The organism is Anaeropeptidivorans aminofermentans, from assembly GCF_940670685.1.
Classification (GTDB): Bacteria; Bacillota; Clostridia; order Lachnospirales; family UBA5962; genus Anaeropeptidivorans; species Anaeropeptidivorans aminofermentans.
This window is the reverse complement of record NZ_OW711693.1, coordinates 1,089,267-1,105,798: the sequence shown is the minus strand read 5'-3', so window position 1 is coordinate 1,105,798 and position 16,532 is coordinate 1,089,267. Positions and strand designations below refer to the sequence as shown.

Here is a 16,532-nt window from a genome sequence, read left to right as displayed (position 1 = left end):
GGTGGGCGTTTTTTATTTGGTTTTATTTCTGAAATTTTAAATTATAGTAAATTTATCATAAAGAAGTAGCAAAAGCCTATTCCCTTAAGGCTCAAAAACACGGATTTCCTTCGGAAACGGTACACTTTTGAGCCTTCGTGAATATACGGCTTTGCTGCTGTTTAACTTTAAATTTACTATATACAGTTTATAAAAATATAAAAGGAGGATTCTATGGATAATAAAAATGCATTCGACATTTTACAGGAACGCGGCTTTATAGCCCAGGCTACCCATGAAGCGGAAATAAAAGAGCTTCTTTCAAAGGAGCGCGTTACTTTTTATATAGGCTTTGACCCCACCGCAGACAGCCTTCACGTAGGTCACTTTTTAACGGTTATGGCAATGAGCCATATGCAGAAAGCCGGCCACAGACCCATCATTCTTGTAGGCGGCGGCACGGGAATGGTCGGTGACCCTACGGACCGTACAGATATGAGAAAAATGATGACTGCGGAGGAAGTACAGCATAATGTAGACTGCTTCAAAAAGCAGCTTTCAAAATTCATAGACTTTGAAGACGACAAGGCCATTATGGCAAATAATGCCGACTGGCTTTTAAACCTTAAATACGTTGACTTTATAAGGGATTACGGTGTTCATTTTTCAGTTAACAGAATGCTTACGGCAGATTCCTACCGTACAAGATTTGAAAAAGGCCTGTCCTTCTTTGAATTTAATTACATGCTCATGCAGTCCTACGACTTTTTAGAGCTTTACAGAAGATACGGCTGTAAAATGCAGCTTGGCGGAAACGACCAATGGTCCAATATCATCGGCGGTGTTGAGCTTATAAGGAAAGTAGAAAATCAGGACGCTTACGGCTTAACCTTTACCTTGCTTACAACAAGCGACAATAAGAAAATGGGCAAAACCCAAAGGGGCGCCGTTTGGCTTGACCCTGAAAAAACTACACCATACGAATTTTTCCAATACTGGAGAAATGTTGAGGACGCAAGCGTTGAAAAATGCCTCGGTCTTTTAACATTCCTTCCTATGGAAGAAGTAAGACGCCTTGGAAGCCTTCAAGATAAAGATATTAACATCGCCAAAGAAGCATTGGCATACGAAATCACAAAGAATGTTCACGGTGAAGAAGAAGCAAAGAAAGCTTTGGAAGCTGCAAGAGCTTTATTTGCAGGAGGCGCTCACGGCGGAAGCATCCCTGCTACGGAAATTGAAAAATCAGATATAGAAAAAGGCATCTCTATCATAGAGCTTTTGGAAAAGGCTTCCCTTATCCCCTCAAGAGGAGAAGGCAGAAGGCTTATAACCCAAGGCGGAATAAAAGTAAATGACGAGAAGGTTGAAGCCTTTGATAAAGTCATAACTGCCGATGATTTTAAAGACGGAGAGCTTATGATTCAAAAAGGCAAAAAAGTATTCCATAAAGTAACTTTAAACGGCTAAAATTAAAAGCTTAAAACAGAGCGGAAATCCGCTCTGTTTTTTTATGCCCTTAGGGAGTGTTCCCATTAATATAAAGGCTGCAATTATATCACTCTTTGTGAGCGTCTCTTAATTAGACATACTGCTTATAGTAAATGCGCCATCGCCCCGTAGTTTAGTTATTATAATAACTAATTCCATGGCTGGCTAAATAGCATCTCTTTTATCTGCACATTTATTTGATGTGACCACGCCCTCATAAAAAGCAAAAAAAAATATACATATTTTTTTTATAAATTTCCCATCATATCTTTTAATATTTATTTATAAATTAATCATAATGCTATTTTGTATTAAAAATCCCTTTCTCAGACCTTTCGGCATCTTGCAGTAATACTCTTCAATATATCTATATATATTTGCATTAATTTCAACTTCTAAATATTATATTGCACTATTATCCTTTCATTTTAAATCCTTTACATGTAGATTATTTACAAATCACGGCTATTATTCTAAACATCTTCTCCTATCACATTCAGGGCTTAAATAACCGTCATTTCCATTATGATTATCCAAAAACTAAATATATAAATTAATTTTGTTATTTAAAAACTGCATAATTATATTTCATAAACTAGCTATATTCGCAATAGACTATACTGATAATTCATTCCTTAGGAATATTTTCAAACGTAATTATTTTCGTATCAAAATCTTTGGTATGAGGATTTATGGTATTCCGGCTTCGGACTACCGGAAAAAATTCATTAATTTTACAAAAAGGGGGATCCGTATGAAAAAAAGAAAATTATTGACGTCACTGTCAATACTCATGGCCTTGGTTTTTATCCTTGGGGCCTGCGGGAATAAAACGGCACAAAGCCCAGATTCCAGCGGCCAGCCGAAGGAAGCAGTATCTTCTGAAAAACCTTCCGAAGAAAAAAAGGCATCAGAAAGCCCAACGGAAGTAAAGAATGAGCCCAAAGAGCTGATAATCGGTACTTATATGCCCATTACAACTTTAGTGCCTTGGAAAACCACATCAGACGGCGACGGCTATGTTATAAGGCAAATCTATCATACCCTTGTGGAGATGAATAAAGAGTCTAAATTCACTCCGAGCCTTGCAAAAAGCTGGGAATGCGCAGAAGACGGCGTTACATGGACAATAAAGCTTAGGGACGATGTTTACTGGCAGACCGGGAACGGCCTTTTCGGCGATGAAAAGGTTCAGGTTACGGCAGAAGACGTAAAATACTCTTATGAATATTATCTTCTTCCCGAAACCGGCTCTGTGCGGTATTCAAACCTTATAGAAAGTATCAAAAGCATAGACGTAATAGATGATTTTACAATTCAGTTTGTAACAAATGATATTGATGTTCTTTTCGAATATAAGATGTATCAAAACTACATCATTCCTAAAAAGGGCGTTGAAGAAGGCTGGGATTTCCACGCTTTTCCCGTTGGCTCAGGAGCCTATAAATTTGTTGAGCATGTGATAGATTCCCATGTGATTCTTGAAAAGAACGAAGATTACTGGAAAGAGCCCGCTCTTGATAAAATTACATACAAAATTATAACCGATAAATCTGTTTCCGCCATCGCTCTTCAAAATAAGGAAATAGACATTGCTTTGGCAGTTCTTCCCACAGAAGTTGGCGCAATAGCAAGCAAAGATTATTTAACCATCACCGACTCCGGCATAGGTTCTTTAAGATGGATTGGCTTTAACTGCGGACACCCCTTATTTACAGACCCTGAAATAAGAAAAGCTCTTACAATGGCTGTAGATATAGACGGAGCCGTGAAAGCCATATTCGCAAATGACGCAAATATAGACCTTGCCGTAAGAGCTTATGGTCCTATATCTCCTGAACGCCCCGGCTCCAATCAGGAAGGCTGGAAGGGGCTTACCCCATCGTATAATCCCGAAGAAGCACAAAAAATTCTTGAATCCAAAGGCTGGGCGAAAGGCTCCGACGGCATTTACGCAAAAGACGGCCAGCGTTTCAGCTTTAAGCTCCAAGTGGGAAATAACGATGCAAACCGTGAGAAATTAGCAGTCATCGTCTCTTCTCAGCTTCAGGCCATAGGCATAGAATGCACCGCCCAGACTGTTGAATGGGGAACCCACACCGACGACATTAAATATGGAAATGTGGAAATGTATATTCTCGGCGGATATGGAAACCTTGACGGCCCTTACCGTTTAATGCACTCTGATGAAAGCAATTTCAGCCCTAACTGCAAATATGCAAGCGATGAAGTCGACCGTCTTCTTGAAGATGCTTACAAAACTATAGATTATGATGACCGCGTAAAGCTTATTTATGATGCAAGCGCAATATTCGTTTCTGAAAATGCCCATTTAGGCGGATATTTTGAATATGCTCAGGTAGGCTATAACAACAGAGTGACAGATTTTGATTATGCCACCGTTTATAACGCTCTTTGCAGCGAAGAAAGAAACGTAGGCATAGCCGATTAATTTAATGTGAGTTTGACTTTATCGAACCCTTTGGTGAACCAAGGGAAGGCCCAGAAGGCTTTTCACATTATGAGTATAAAACCTTAAGTACACCTTTAAGGGTACGCATTGCAGTATTTTTCTGCAAATTTGTACGAATAGTTTTATAAGCTTAATGGGAATTTTAATTCCCCTGAACTCACATTCATTCATTGTATTTTTAAGAGGGCCTCTAAGGAATATGCTCACTTAGAGGCCCGTATTTTACATTATATCTGAATTCATATGAACTATAGTAAATAAGCTTGAAGAAACACTAAGTTTATTTACTATAAACTAAAGGAAAACTTATTAAACCTAAAAACAAAAAGTAGTTTTCAAGTTTAATAACTATAGCCGCATTGTCAATTTGCTTTTTTCTCATTTTATGCCCTCTAAAACCAAATACTTACAAAGCCATAAAGGTAAATTGATTATATAAATTAGCTTTAAAAAAGGAGCGTCTTTATGAAAACATACATTATCAGAAGGCTCTTGCAGGCGATACCAACCTTGCTTGTTATATCTTTTTTAGTATTTTCTCTCCTTTACATAACCCCGGGAGACCCTGTGGAAATGATTCTCGGAACAGAAGACCAGCGTATTTCCGAAGAACAAAGGGTAATTATCGAAAAGGAATGGGGGCTTGATAAGCCTTTTATTATAAGATACGTTGATTTTGTAGCAAAGGCAGTAAGGGGAGATTTAGGCTTTTCTTATATTACGGGGCAGCCGGTTTTTGAAAGCGTCATGATCCGTATGCCGGCAACATTAATTCTTACGGCCTTTTCCATGGCCTTGGCCCTTATTATATCGGTGCCTTTAGGCGTCCTTGCGGCAATAAAGCATAACAGCATTTGGGACTCTATGGCGACTGCTCTTGCAACCGTAGGCGTATCTTTACCTCGGTTTTGGTTCGGCCTTGTGCTTATTATCTTGTTTTCCCTTAAACTGGGGTGGCTGCCAAGCACGGGATATGCAGATATTTCTCAGGGAATCGTTCCCTTTCTTAAGTTTATCATAATGCCTGCCTCCTCTCTTGCCCTGGGAATGGCCGCAACCCAAACGAGAATGATACGTTCAAGTATGCTTGATGTATTAAATCAGGATTATGTAAGATATGCCAGAAGCAAAGGCCTCAGAGAAAAAATAGTAATCTTCCGGCATGCTTTTAAAAACTCCATGATCCCGGTTATAACCATCATAGGCGGAGAAATCGGCGCTCTTCTGGGCGGTGCGGTAGTTACGGAATCTATATTCTCATGGCCCGGGGTCGGAAGGCTTGCGGTAAATTCCATTTCCAAAAGAGATTATCCCATGATACAAGGCATAACCCTTTGCATCTGCATAAGCTATCTTGCAATCAACCTTTTAGTAGACATTATATACGCCTATGTAGATCCTCGGATACGTCTTGATAAAAAATAGAAGGAGGCCATGGATATGAATGATAATAACAATCTTAAAACAGCTGTATCAAATGAGCCTCAGGCTGAAATCGGAATAGAAGCGCTTCCCGCCACCACTTATATGGCAGATGTTTTAAGGCGTTTCAGAAAAAATAAAATAGCCATTGTAGGCTTTATAGCCATGACGATTATCGTTGTGCTTTGTGTATTTGCTCCTCTTTTTACTCCTTATCACCCTGTTACGGATATGAATCTTGTTGATATGCTTCTTCCCCCCGGAACCCCCGGCCACCCCTTAGGAACCGACGATTTAGGCCGTGATATTTGGTCAAGGCTTCTATACGGCGGAAGAAACTCTGTTCTTACAGGCATGTCAGTCGCTTTGTTTTCCGCCTGTATCGGGGTTGCCATAGGGCTTTTCAGCGGATTTTTCGGCGGCATTGTTGAAAGTATCCTTATGAGGTTTACGGATATTATGCTTTCTTTTCCTTTTCTGATTGTTGCCATTGCCATTATGTCGGTTCTAGGCTCCAGCCAGCGAAACGTTATTATTTCTCTGGCCATTGTAGGCTGGCCTAAATTTGCAAGACTCACAAGGGGGCAGGTGCTTGCGGTTAAGGAAACGGAATATGTAGAATCGGCAAAGGTCGCAGGATTTAAGAATTTCAGAATTATATTTCTCCATGTGCTGCCAAACTGCATGGGCCCTTTGATTATTCAGGGAACCCTCGCTATAGGCGGAGCAATATTATCGGCGTCCAGCTTGAGCTATTTAGGCCTTGGTGCAGACGCTGCCGCTCCCGACTGGGGTCTTATGCTTAGCCAGGGAAGAAATTATCTCCAAAAAGCGTCCTATCTTACGACCATACCGGGCCTTGCCATTTCCGCTACGGTTCTTGCCATGAACTGGATCGGAGACGGTTTAAGAGACGCCTTCGACCCTAAAATGAGAAAGTAGGTGCATAAATTATGATAAACGAAAATTATCTTGAGGTGGAAAACCTTCGTACCTATTTTAATACACCTGAGGGCGTTGTAAAATCCGTAGACGGCGTTTCCTTCTCAATAAAAAAGGGCGAAACCCTTGCTTTAGTAGGAGAATCAGGCTGCGGAAAAACCGTAACCTCCCTCTCCCTTATCAGGCTTTTACCGGATACGGCAGATATTAATGCAGATTTATTCATGCTCGACGGAAAGGAAATAAAAGAGCTTTCAAAATCGGAAGCCAGAAGCATCAGAGGCTCTAAAATATCGATGATTTTTCAAGAGCCTATGACTTCTCTGAACCCTGTATATAAAATAGAACGCCAATTAGGCGAGGTTTTCACCCTTCATAATCCTTCTCTTACAAAGGAGCAGGTAAAGGAGCTTTCCATAGAAATACTTAAAAAAGTAGGCATACCCAATCCCGCAGAGCGTTTAAAAGTATATCCTCATCAGCTTTCAGGAGGACTGAGGCAAAGGGTCATGATTGCCATTTCTCTTGCGGCAAATCCTCAAATGCTTATCGCCGATGAGCCTACGACGGCCCTTGACGTAACCATTCAGGCCCAAATCCTTGACCTTTTAAGATCCCTTCAAAAGGATATGAAAATGTCCATTTTGATGATTACCCATGACTTCGGCGTAGTTTCCCAAATAGCCGATAGAGTGGCCGTTATGTACGCCGGTAAAATTATAGAAGAAGGCAATCTAAACGATATTTTCACAGACCCGTGGCACCCCTATACGAAACTCCTTATCCTTTCCATACCGGGGATTAAGGTCACAAGAGGCGGCCGCCTTGAAGCCATTGTGGGAACTGTTCCAAACCCGCTGAATTTTCCTAAGGGGTGCAGATTTTCACCAAGATGTCCCTACGCTATGGATATATGCAGGCAGAAAGAGCCGGAACAATACGTAAACGGCAGCAGAAAAGTAAGCTGTTTTTTAAGGGGGAATGGCCATGAATGATTCCATACTTAAAATAGAAAACTTAAAGGTATACTTTCCAATTAAAGCCGGGATAATGCAAAGAACTGTAGGCCACATTAAAGCGGTTGACGGCGTAAGTATAGACATCAAAAGAGGTGAAACCGTCGGCCTTGTAGGAGAATCCGGCTGCGGAAAAACCACCATAGGAAGGTCCATTGTACGGCTTAACAGCCCAACCTCCGGCCAAATTCTTCTGAACAGTGAAAAGGATATCTTAAAGACCGAAGGGGAAGAGCTTCGAAAGCTCAGAAAACAAATACAGATTATTTTCCAGGACCCCTACTCTTCCCTTAATCCAAGGCATACTATAAAAAGACTTTTGGGCGAGGTTTTAACGGTTCAGATGGGAATGACAAAAGCCGAGGCCCTTGAACATACAAGCACCATTTTAAGCCAAGTAGGATTAAGCCCAGTCTATGCCCAAAGATACCCCCATGAATTTTCCGGCGGGCAGCGGCAAAGGGTTGCCATCGCCAAGGCCATCGCCTTAAAGCCTGAATTTCTTGTCTGCGACGAGGCCGTATCCGCCCTCGATGTTTCCATACAGTCTCAAATCATTAATCTTTTGATGGACTTAAAGGAACAATACAATAATATGACTTATTTATTCATTTCCCACGCCCTTAATGTGGTTGAATACATATCCGACAGAGTCGTTGTGATGTATCTTGGTAAAATCGTTGAGCTTGCAGATAATGAGGAGCTTTTCAGCCATCCCCAGCACCCTTACACCCAAGCCCTCCTTTCGGCAATCCCTATCCTTGCAGGAAGAAAGCAAAGGGAAAGAATCATTCTGAAAGGGGAAGTTCCAAGTGCCTCTAATATCCCAAAGGGCTGCCGTTTCCATACGAGATGCCCTTATGCCGCAAGCATATGCTCGGAGGCAGAGCCGCCTCTTGTAGAAAAAGCACCGAATCATTGGGTTGCCTGCCATTTATAATGTATAGTAAATTTCTTATAAAGAAATAATGAAACCGATTCACTATAGATTCAAAAACACAGATTGCCGCAGGCAAGACTATATTTTATAGTAAATTTATTATGAGGAAGTAGCAAAAGCCTATTCCCGGCAGGCTCAAAAACACAGATTTTCCTTCGGAAACGGTATATTTTTGAGCCTGCACGAATATACGGTTTTGCTCCTATTTTGCTTTAAATTTACTATAAAGTGCTTTAAAAGGCCTGATACAGTCAGTGACTGACTGTATCAGGCCTTTTATGTATAAAAATTTAGCTTTATTTATTATTTCATGGCTGCAATATAAAACCGATGTTCCATCGCTTCAATAAAACCCTTTTCAGAAAGCTCCTCCTCCATATGCCAGAGCTTATCAAAGCATTTTGATACGGAAAATCTGGGAAACTCCCACACAAGTATTTTAGCCAAATACACAACAGCGCCTATATCATGAAAATAGGAAGGAAGAAAGCTTTCTCCCGATTCTAAAATTGTAAATCCCGATTTTTCTATTAATTCTATATTATGCTTCAGGTCATGGTCTGGGAAAGGCTCCTTAAAATCCTCAATAAGCCTTTTGGAAAGGGCTGTATTGTTCTTTCCTCCTACCTGCTGGGTTATAAAATAGCCTTGCTTTTTAAGGACTCTTCTAACCTCGTCCATAGCAAAGGATTCATGCCTGTTAATGACAATATCAAAGCTCTCATCATCAAAGGGAAGCTTTTCTTCTTCCCCTGTTTTTCTTACGTCGATACCGAGAGGTGAAAGAACCTTTCTGCATAGGGTTAAATTGGGCTCATAGCTCTCTGTAACAGATATTAAACTATAGGGATGGCCTAATTCTCTTATGAATTCTCCGCCCCCTGTTCCCATATCAAGAAGCTTATAATTCGGTTTATTATATTTTCCAATGATGTCTTTATAATTCCATGGGGGTTCAGTATCTACATATCTTCCGTCTAAATAAGAAAAATCCCAGCCGGTAAATGCTTTCTTTTCCTCTTTTAATAAATATTCCATAAGCTCATGTTTATTCATACGAATCTGTATACGGATAAATACCGTATACGCCTCCTTTTTATTTTATTTAAAATGCTATAGAAGGCCTTGCGATCGTATATTAAGCAAGCTTATTCTGCCCCTTGCCATCTTTCGGCATAAATATTTAGCGCCAACTGTTTATTAAGGCCTGCTTAATTTGACCGCAAGGGGTTTTTAAATATAAGGAGCTGCATCATCATGCATTCACCTCCGATAGGGCTCATCGTTAATAAACTAAAAACAATTCACAAGCTTGCACTTATATTGTTTTTAAAATTTGCTTAGGCAGTGTCTCAAAACAGCCAAACCAACGAATATTTTGTAAAAAACGTGACTCCAAGGAGAAAACTACAGAAATAGCATGCCATACACTTTTAGCATAGGGCTAAAAGTGTAGCTACAGGTTTACCCTGAGTAAACCTGTACGGCATATTTTAAGGACTTCCGGCGATGAAGCCGCACTTTGATAGCAAAATAAACTAGGGTTTGAATTTTTCAGACACGCTCTAGTATAAATAAAAGACTATTATCTCTCAATTTTTAAATAAATCATATCAACTAATTGTTTACCGTCTTCATATATCGGCTTTTCATAATTGTCTGTGAAGAAATTCTCTATTCTATAGGCGTCCCTGAAACCGCATCTACGGTAGAAATCTAATGTTTTAGGGCTTTCTCCTGTTCCGACCAAGAATTGATTCCAATCCATATAATAAGATAAAACAAACTCTATCAGCTTTCTTCCATAGCCCATTTTTTGAAATTCGGGGGATACTGCAATATTTTTTATTTCGTATACGCCCTCTGCTTCTGCTGTTACAATACATTCTGCCTTAACTCCGCCGTCATCAAGGATAAACATATCTCCTTTGTTAATATATTTATCTACCATGGCTTCCTCTTCGTCTGCCAGTAAAAGCAAATCGATATAGTCCTTTTTATTTCCTTCAAATTTTTTTATCTCCATTTTATCATGCCTTTTCATTTAGTATCTTTGAATGTTTTCTGCAGGCTTTATAATGCTGCCTTCTATGGCAACAATGCTTCCCCTGGGCGTTTTGTCCTCTATATTTATTATTCCGTAAGTAGGATACTTATACCCTCTGGGCATGGAAATGCTTCCGGGATTCATTATAAGAATGCCATTTTCATAAAAGCATGTGGGGCAATGAGTATGGCCAAATATGCAGACATCTGCCTGCTTTTCCATCGCCGCGTAAATAATCCTGTCGGTATTGTATTTTACGCTGTATTCATGGCCATGAGTCATAAATATCCGAACTCCGCCCATTTCAATTATCAATTCTTTTTTTGCTTCGTTACCGAAATCGCAGTTTCCTTTTACATAGTAAAATTTCTTATTTTTATAAAGCTCCTGAAAAACCAATATGTCATCTACAAAATCTCCTGCGTGAAGTATTGCATCACAGTCTTTTTGAAGCTTTTCAATAATCATAGACATCTCTCTTATTTGTCTATGAGAATCGCTTAAAATCAGCAGTCTCAATTAAACACCTCTATCTGGTAAAAAATATAGCCTTAATCTTACTTGTATCATGCATAGGCTTAGCCTTAGTCTTTGCTCATACATTTTCCTTCGTGAAATGTATTCGTGAATAAAATCAAGCAAAGCTTGATTTTACTTGTGTGATGCATAAGCTTAGTTCTTGCTCATACATTTCCCTTTGCGAAATGTATTCGTGAATAAAATCAAGCAAAGCTTGATTTTACTTGTGTGATACATAAGCTTAGTTCTTACTCATACATTCCCCTTCGTGAAATGTATTCGTGAATAAAATCAAGCAAAGCTTGATTTTACTTGTGTGATGCATAGCCTTAGTCTTTACTCATACATTCCCCTTCGCGAAATGTATTCGTGAATAAAATCAAGCAAAGCTTGATTTTACTTGTGTGATGCATAAGCTTAGTTCTTGCTCATACATTTCCCTTTGTGAAATGTATTCGTGAATAAAATCAAGCAAAGCTTGATTTTATTCATATTATATCTAAATAATTGTTATAACAATATTACTATAGCTTATATTTCAATTCAAGGCAAAAATCTGTTCCCGCGGAAAAAGCACCTTAAATTGGTCTTTTTAAGGTATAAATTTTGTTTTTCTAAAGACTTTTTTCATTGTAAAATCCATAATCGGTCTAATGCTATTATACCTCTTTATTGACTTTAATTATTAAATATGATAAATATAAAGTATACCATTCATAGCACCTTAATTAAATAACATAAGAACTTGTCCTAAGCGTTATTTAATTAAGCCTACACGCCTTACAGTAATTTGCAGATATAGGCAACCGCTTAATATTTGCCTTATTTAAGCAAGTTGCTGTAAGACTTATTCTTATGGGTTTTACATATTTAATCAGTATATTATTTTAATCGGCAAAGCCTAAAAAATTAATCTCAGAATATCCATGATTTTTAGGACAAGCCTTAAAGAGAGGGAGATATTTTTATGCATGAAGTTATAATAGACGGCCATAGCCTGACTATTTATGACGTTGTGAAGGTTGCAAGAGAAAAAGCGAAAGTTAAGCTTTCAGAATCCGCAATTAAAAATGTTAAAAAATCAAGAGAATACGTTGATAAGCTTGTAGAAGACGAGCGCACTGTTTACGGCATAACCACAGGCTTCGGAAAGTTCAGCGACGTGAATATTTCCAAGGAAGAATCTAAGACTCTTCAAAGAAATCTCATTATAAGCCATGCCTGCGGTGTTGGAAGCCATTTTTCAGAAGACATTGCAAGAGCCATTATGCTTCTTCGTGCAAATGCTCTTTTAAAAGGCTTCTCCGGTATTCGCCTTGAAACGATAGAGGCTTTAGTTGCCCTTTTAAACAGCGGAATATATCCGGCAATACCCGAAAAAGGTTCTTTGGGAGCAAGCGGCGATTTGGCTCCCCTTTCACATATGGTTCTTACCTTGATAGGCGAAGGAGAATGCTATTATAACGGCATTCTTACAAGTTCTAAAGAAGCATTGGAAAAATGCGGCCTTACTCCTGTAGCCCTTACATCAAAAGAAGGCCTTGCCCTCATAAACGGAACACAGGTAATGACGGCAGTTGGGGTTTTAACCGTTTATGATGCTATCAATTTAGTTAAATTAAGCGATATCTCTGCTTCTCTTACAATAGAAGCTTTAAACGGCATTACAGATGCCTTCCTTCCTGTTCTCCATGAGGTAAGGCCTCATAAGGGGCAGATAGACACTGCTAGAAACTTCCTTTCCATTCTTTCGGGAAGCGCCCATACAACAAATCAAGGAAAAGTAAGGGTTCAGGATGCTTACAGCTTACGATGCGCTCCTCAGGTTCACGGCGCAAGCAAAGACGCAATAAAATACGTAATAGATAAAGTAAATATAGAAATTAATTCCGTTACGGATAATCCTATCATCGTTGCCGATGAGGATATGGCTATTTCCTGCGGAAATTTCCACGGTCAGCCTATGGCCCTTGCCTTTGATTTCCTGGGAATTGCCCTTTCAGAGCTTGCAAACATCTCCGAAAGAAGAATAGAAAGGCTTGTAAATCCTCAGTTAAGCGGTCTTCCTGCATTTCTTACGGAAAACGGCGGCCTTAATTCCGGCTTTATGATTGCCCAGTATTCTGCCGCGGCCCTTGTAAGCGAAAATAAAGTTCTTGCCCACCCTGCAAGCGTAGATTCCATTCCTTCCTCCGCCAATCAGGAGGACCATGTAAGCATGGGTACAATTGCCGCAAGAAAAGCAAGGGATATTTGCTTTAATGTAAGCAGAGTTATCGCCATAGAGCTTATTGCCGCATGCCAGGCCATCGATATGAATAAGGAATACAAAGGAAGGCCTCTGGGTAAAGGCAGTAAAATCGCCTACGACATTATAAGAGAACATATCGACTATATTGATAAAGACACAATAATGTATAAAGAATTTGAAAAAGCAGCTAAATTAATAGAAAATAATACCATCGTTTCTGCCGTTGAAAAAGAAGTAGGCTGTTTATATAATTTTTAAAAATTAATACCTTAAAGTAAATTTCATAATGAACTATAGTCTGCAGTCCGAAGGGCGTAAAATAAATTAAAATTAAATTAATAAGCCTTTTTAAAGTGCACCTACTATAACAAATGCCTATTTAAAAAACTTAAAAGCAGCATGGATTCCCCTTGGAAACGGTACATTTTTAAGCTTGCGTGAATATACGGCTTTGTTGCTATTAACTTTAAATTTGCTGTAAATATAGAGGGAATGCTCGATATACACCTAAAATAGAAGAGGCCCTGAAACAAATTGTTTCGGGGCCTTCTTTCTTTATTTATAGGCCAACCAATCCATTGAATTGATTGGCTATACTGAATACTTATGATAAATTCAGTTTCTTTTTAGGTTCATCTACGATAGCCAACAAACCCAAAAGCAAAATTATATAAATAACCGATAAAAGTTTATTGCCTTTAGTTATTGCGGAACATTATACAATGAATTTGCTTTTCTTCCGCAGTGCATAACGGGCTTTAAGGAAGGCATAAAATCAAGGAAAAGCAAATTTATACTTAGTGAACCTGAAAACACTTACAGGGAAACTGCAAAAGTGTTTTCAGGCGAACATCCCCTTATAGTTATAGTAAAACAATTAGATTACAGTAACAAAAGCCGTATATTTTGAATGGCTTAATAGAAGGGGCTCTATTCTATTAAGCCATTTATGAAAAATAGGCTTTTGTTCCTACTTTAAAGTTGTTTTACTATAACAAAGATGTTTTCATCTTTGTTACCTATAAGGGGCTCACTTAAAAAGTATTTATCAGTTTACGCTTATATCATCTTTCAGTTCCCTTAATATAAATTCAAAACTATCCAAATACAGATAGCGGTTTTGAATTTAACTAAATATATTACATTTAATCATTTATCGCTTCAATGCCAAGACGTTTAAGTTCCTCAAGACCCTCTCGCATTTTCTGGAGTACTTCCGGTGAGTGGCCTTCCCATTCCAAGACCTCGCCTACAATACGCAAGGGATATTTTGTACGGTAGGACCTGGTGGGATTGCCCGGGAACTTCTTATCTGTCAAATTAGGATCATTTTCAAAGATACCGGTGGGTTCCACACGATAAATACGGCCGAGGCGATCGCCCATTGCAAGTTCTGCACCCCATATGGCCGCATCTAAGGTTGCTGCCATATAGACGTAATTGGCTTTCTTTCCCTCACCATAGTTGGAACTATATCCGGGCGCAAGCAAATCCCCTGGCTTTAAATCGGCTTTTGTGCCATGATAGAAGGGACCGGCATCCAAAACTTTACTATCCTGTAATGAAGCAGTCATTTCTGCCGCTTCTCTATTGTTTATTTCAATTGACTCGATTTTTTTATTCATGCTAAAGCCCTCCATATAAATTTCGTCCATAGATCCATTGCCTTTGCAATACAGATATAGAAATCAGGTGCAACTTACTACAAATTAATTTTTCAGCCAAATAGAATGCCTTTCTTTACTTTAAAAGCCTGTTTATCTGCCTATCTGTCAAAAGACCTGAGATAAAAGATTTCAGGGCTGCTTCTGAAACTTCAATTTCCGGTAGGGGGTGCATATTTTCCCATGTTGTATAGGTTCCCCAATAAAATGAGCTCCAATTTATATTCATTGTGCTTTTTCTTTTAATGGCAGTAACTATAGTAAATTTAAAGTTAAACAGTAGCAAAGCCGTATATTTACACAGGTTCAAAAATGTACCGTTTCCGAAGGAAATCCGTATTTTTTAACCTGATGGGAATAGGCTTTTGCTACTTCTTTATATAAAATTTACTATAAAAGCTCCTTGAATAGCTCGTCCATGGCTTTTGGAAATTCTTTGCCGGAGAGCATAAAAATATTTTTAATTTCAGCTGTATCGGCATATTCCTTTTTGTTTAGAAAATCAAAGATATCTCTGCTTATTGGGGATACGGTATTAAGCCGCTGGCGAAAAGGCTTTATCTGGGCATAAAAATCCTGTGATAAATAGGTTACTCTGCCTTTATAAAGCTTACTGTAAAATATTTCCCCCTGCTCTATCATAATAACGATGCTGTTCCAATCACCGCCCACGGAAGAAAGAGACGGCAGTTCTTTATTTTCGTTGCACAGCAAAAGGCCATGATGATAAAAATAGGATTTTAAAAGGGTTTCTTTCATTGCTTCTTCTTTATCCGGCAAATCAGCCACCTCATATCATAGCAGATTTTAAACTTTTCCATAGAAAATATATTTTGCTTATAGGAAATTAATAAATCGGTTTATTCCAAATCACTTTTATCAATGGCGATAGATGGGTAATGCGCAAGCTTCGTTAGGTCTATATCCAGAGGAACGCTGTACACCATATAGTAATGATCGGGGTTTTCAGCCATGAACTTTCGTATTTTTTCTTCTGCCAGCACCTTATTTGTAGTGGCATAGACAACGGATACCACCCCTACTTTATCGCTTCCCGTATTTTGAACATTTCCGCATAAAATAAGCTTTAGCGGTGCTTCACCATTTAAACCCATTTTAATAAGCTCTTCCATAACCATTGTACCCCCTTGGAAATTGCTGTTTGTTTTAATATCATAATATTTCATTCAGCCTTGGCATAGACAATGAAAGCTTTAAATTTAAGCTTATTGCCTCTCTATATTAAGTAAATATATATACTCGGCAAAAACAATATCCGTTCCCCGCTTTTTAAAGCTTCCCGCATCCTTCCATACATGAAATCCAAGCTTCTTTAGAAGGGCATTGGAAGCCATGTTTTCTTTGGCAACCTTTGCACTGAAGGTGCGAATTCCTTTCTCTTTGCCGATTTCAATGAGCTTTTGAAGAAGCTCTGTTCCATAACCTTTTTGCCAATATTTTTTATGTAGGTCATAGCCTAAATCCCACCGGCTTCCTTTATCCATGGGTACAATGCTGCAAGTTCCCATAAAATCTCCTATATCTTTATGAAATACCACCATAGGATACCAACCTTCGTCGTTTTCTATTCCTACAGCAAAATTAAGAGTTGCTTCATCTGCCTTATCTTTCGGCGGATCGGCTAGATATTTTCCCATTTCCTCATCTAGCCAAATATTAAGGCATGCCGGGCCGTCGGCTTCTTGGGTGCTTCGAATCAGAAGCCTTTTCGTTTCCATATCCTGCATTTTCCTCCTGACTCATCTCCTATTTACTGTAATTGACATA

The 16,532-nt window shown here is 38.9% G+C and carries 15 protein-coding genes; 7 read left to right on the top strand and 8 right to left on the bottom strand.

Annotation, left to right across the window (positions count from 1 at the left end; genetic code table 11):
* The first annotated feature begins 213 nt into the window (after positions 1–213).
* The 6 genes from tyrS (at position 214) to NBX03_RS04530 (ending at position 8,263) form a co-directional block, all read left to right on the top strand.
* The gene (gene tyrS / locus NBX03_RS04555) at positions 214–1,449 is read left to right on the top strand and encodes a tyrosine--tRNA ligase (protein ID WP_250229567.1); all 1,236 of its coding nucleotides are present in this window, start codon (positions 214–216) and stop codon (positions 1,447–1,449) included.
* 775 nt (positions 1,450–2,224) lie between these two features.
* Positions 2,225–3,922: an ABC transporter substrate-binding protein gene (locus tag NBX03_RS04550; protein WP_250229566.1), complete on the top strand. Its 1,698-nt coding sequence runs from the start codon at positions 2,225–2,227 to the stop codon at positions 3,920–3,922.
* A gap of 486 nt (positions 3,923–4,408) precedes the next feature.
* On the top strand, positions 4,409–5,368 hold the full coding sequence (gene nikB / locus NBX03_RS04545; protein ID WP_250229565.1) for a nickel ABC transporter permease: 960 nt from the start codon (positions 4,409–4,411) through the stop codon (positions 5,366–5,368).
* 15 nt (positions 5,369–5,383) lie between these two features.
* Positions 5,384–6,307: an ABC transporter permease gene (locus NBX03_RS04540; protein WP_250229564.1), complete on the top strand. Its 924-nt coding sequence runs from the start codon at positions 5,384–5,386 to the stop codon at positions 6,305–6,307.
* A gap of 11 nt (positions 6,308–6,318) precedes the next feature.
* Positions 6,319–7,302: an ABC transporter ATP-binding protein gene (locus NBX03_RS04535; protein ID WP_250229563.1), complete on the top strand. Its 984-nt coding sequence runs from the start codon at positions 6,319–6,321 to the stop codon at positions 7,300–7,302.
* A complete protein-coding gene (locus tag NBX03_RS04530) occupies positions 7,295–8,263 on the top strand; it encodes an ABC transporter ATP-binding protein (protein WP_250229562.1) in 969 nt (322 codons plus the stop codon). The genes NBX03_RS04535 and NBX03_RS04530 overlap by 8 nt, the downstream gene beginning before the upstream one ends.
* Before the next feature lie 303 nt (positions 8,264–8,566).
* Here the strand turns inward: NBX03_RS04530 and NBX03_RS04525 are convergent, their stop codons facing one another.
* The 3 genes from NBX03_RS04525 to NBX03_RS04515 all read right to left on the bottom strand — a co-directional run bounded on the left by NBX03_RS04525 (position 8,567) and on the right by NBX03_RS04515 (position 10,829).
* A complete protein-coding gene (locus NBX03_RS04525) occupies positions 8,567–9,319 on the bottom strand; it encodes a class I SAM-dependent methyltransferase (RefSeq protein ID WP_250229561.1) in 753 nt (250 codons plus the stop codon).
* A gap of 529 nt (positions 9,320–9,848) precedes the next feature.
* Positions 9,849–10,289 (bottom strand): GNAT family N-acetyltransferase, encoded by a 441-nt coding sequence (locus NBX03_RS04520; RefSeq protein ID WP_250229560.1) that lies wholly within the window; start codon positions 10,287–10,289, stop codon positions 9,849–9,851.
* Between the two features lie 18 nt (positions 10,290–10,307).
* Positions 10,308–10,829 carry a metallophosphoesterase gene (locus tag NBX03_RS04515; RefSeq protein ID WP_250229559.1) on the bottom strand — a complete coding sequence of 174 codons (522 nt, stop codon included), beginning with the start codon at positions 10,827–10,829 and terminating at the stop codon, positions 10,308–10,310.
* A gap of 967 nt (positions 10,830–11,796) precedes the next feature.
* Between NBX03_RS04515 and hutH the strand changes: the two genes are divergently transcribed.
* Positions 11,797–13,338 (top strand): histidine ammonia-lyase, encoded by a 1,542-nt coding sequence (gene hutH, locus NBX03_RS04510; protein WP_250229558.1) that lies wholly within the window; start codon positions 11,797–11,799, stop codon positions 13,336–13,338.
* An 887-nt stretch (positions 13,339–14,225) separates the two neighbouring features.
* Here hutH and arr read toward each other — a convergent pair.
* The 5 genes from arr to NBX03_RS04485 all read right to left on the bottom strand — a co-directional run bounded on the left by arr (position 14,226) and on the right by NBX03_RS04485 (position 16,483).
* Positions 14,226–14,654, bottom strand: coding sequence for an NAD(+)--rifampin ADP-ribosyltransferase (gene arr, locus NBX03_RS04505; RefSeq protein WP_250230222.1), 429 nt, complete (start codon positions 14,652–14,654; stop codon positions 14,226–14,228).
* A 166-nt stretch (positions 14,655–14,820) separates the two neighbouring features.
* Entirely contained in the window at positions 14,821–14,973 is a 153-nt protein-coding gene (locus NBX03_RS04500; RefSeq protein WP_250229557.1) for a hypothetical protein, read from the bottom strand.
* Positions 14,974–15,134: 161 nt separating this feature from the next.
* Positions 15,135–15,524 carry an AlkZ-related protein gene (locus NBX03_RS04495; RefSeq protein WP_250229556.1) on the bottom strand — a complete coding sequence of 130 codons (390 nt, stop codon included), beginning with the start codon at positions 15,522–15,524 and terminating at the stop codon, positions 15,135–15,137.
* A gap of 80 nt (positions 15,525–15,604) precedes the next feature.
* Positions 15,605–15,877, bottom strand: coding sequence for a hypothetical protein (locus tag NBX03_RS04490; protein WP_323373260.1), 273 nt, complete (start codon positions 15,875–15,877; stop codon positions 15,605–15,607).
* A gap of 93 nt (positions 15,878–15,970) precedes the next feature.
* Complete coding sequence (locus NBX03_RS04485) at positions 15,971–16,483, bottom strand: GNAT family N-acetyltransferase (protein ID WP_250229554.1); 513 nt, start codon at positions 16,481–16,483, stop codon at positions 15,971–15,973.
* Between the last annotated feature and the right edge of the window lie 49 nt (positions 16,484–16,532).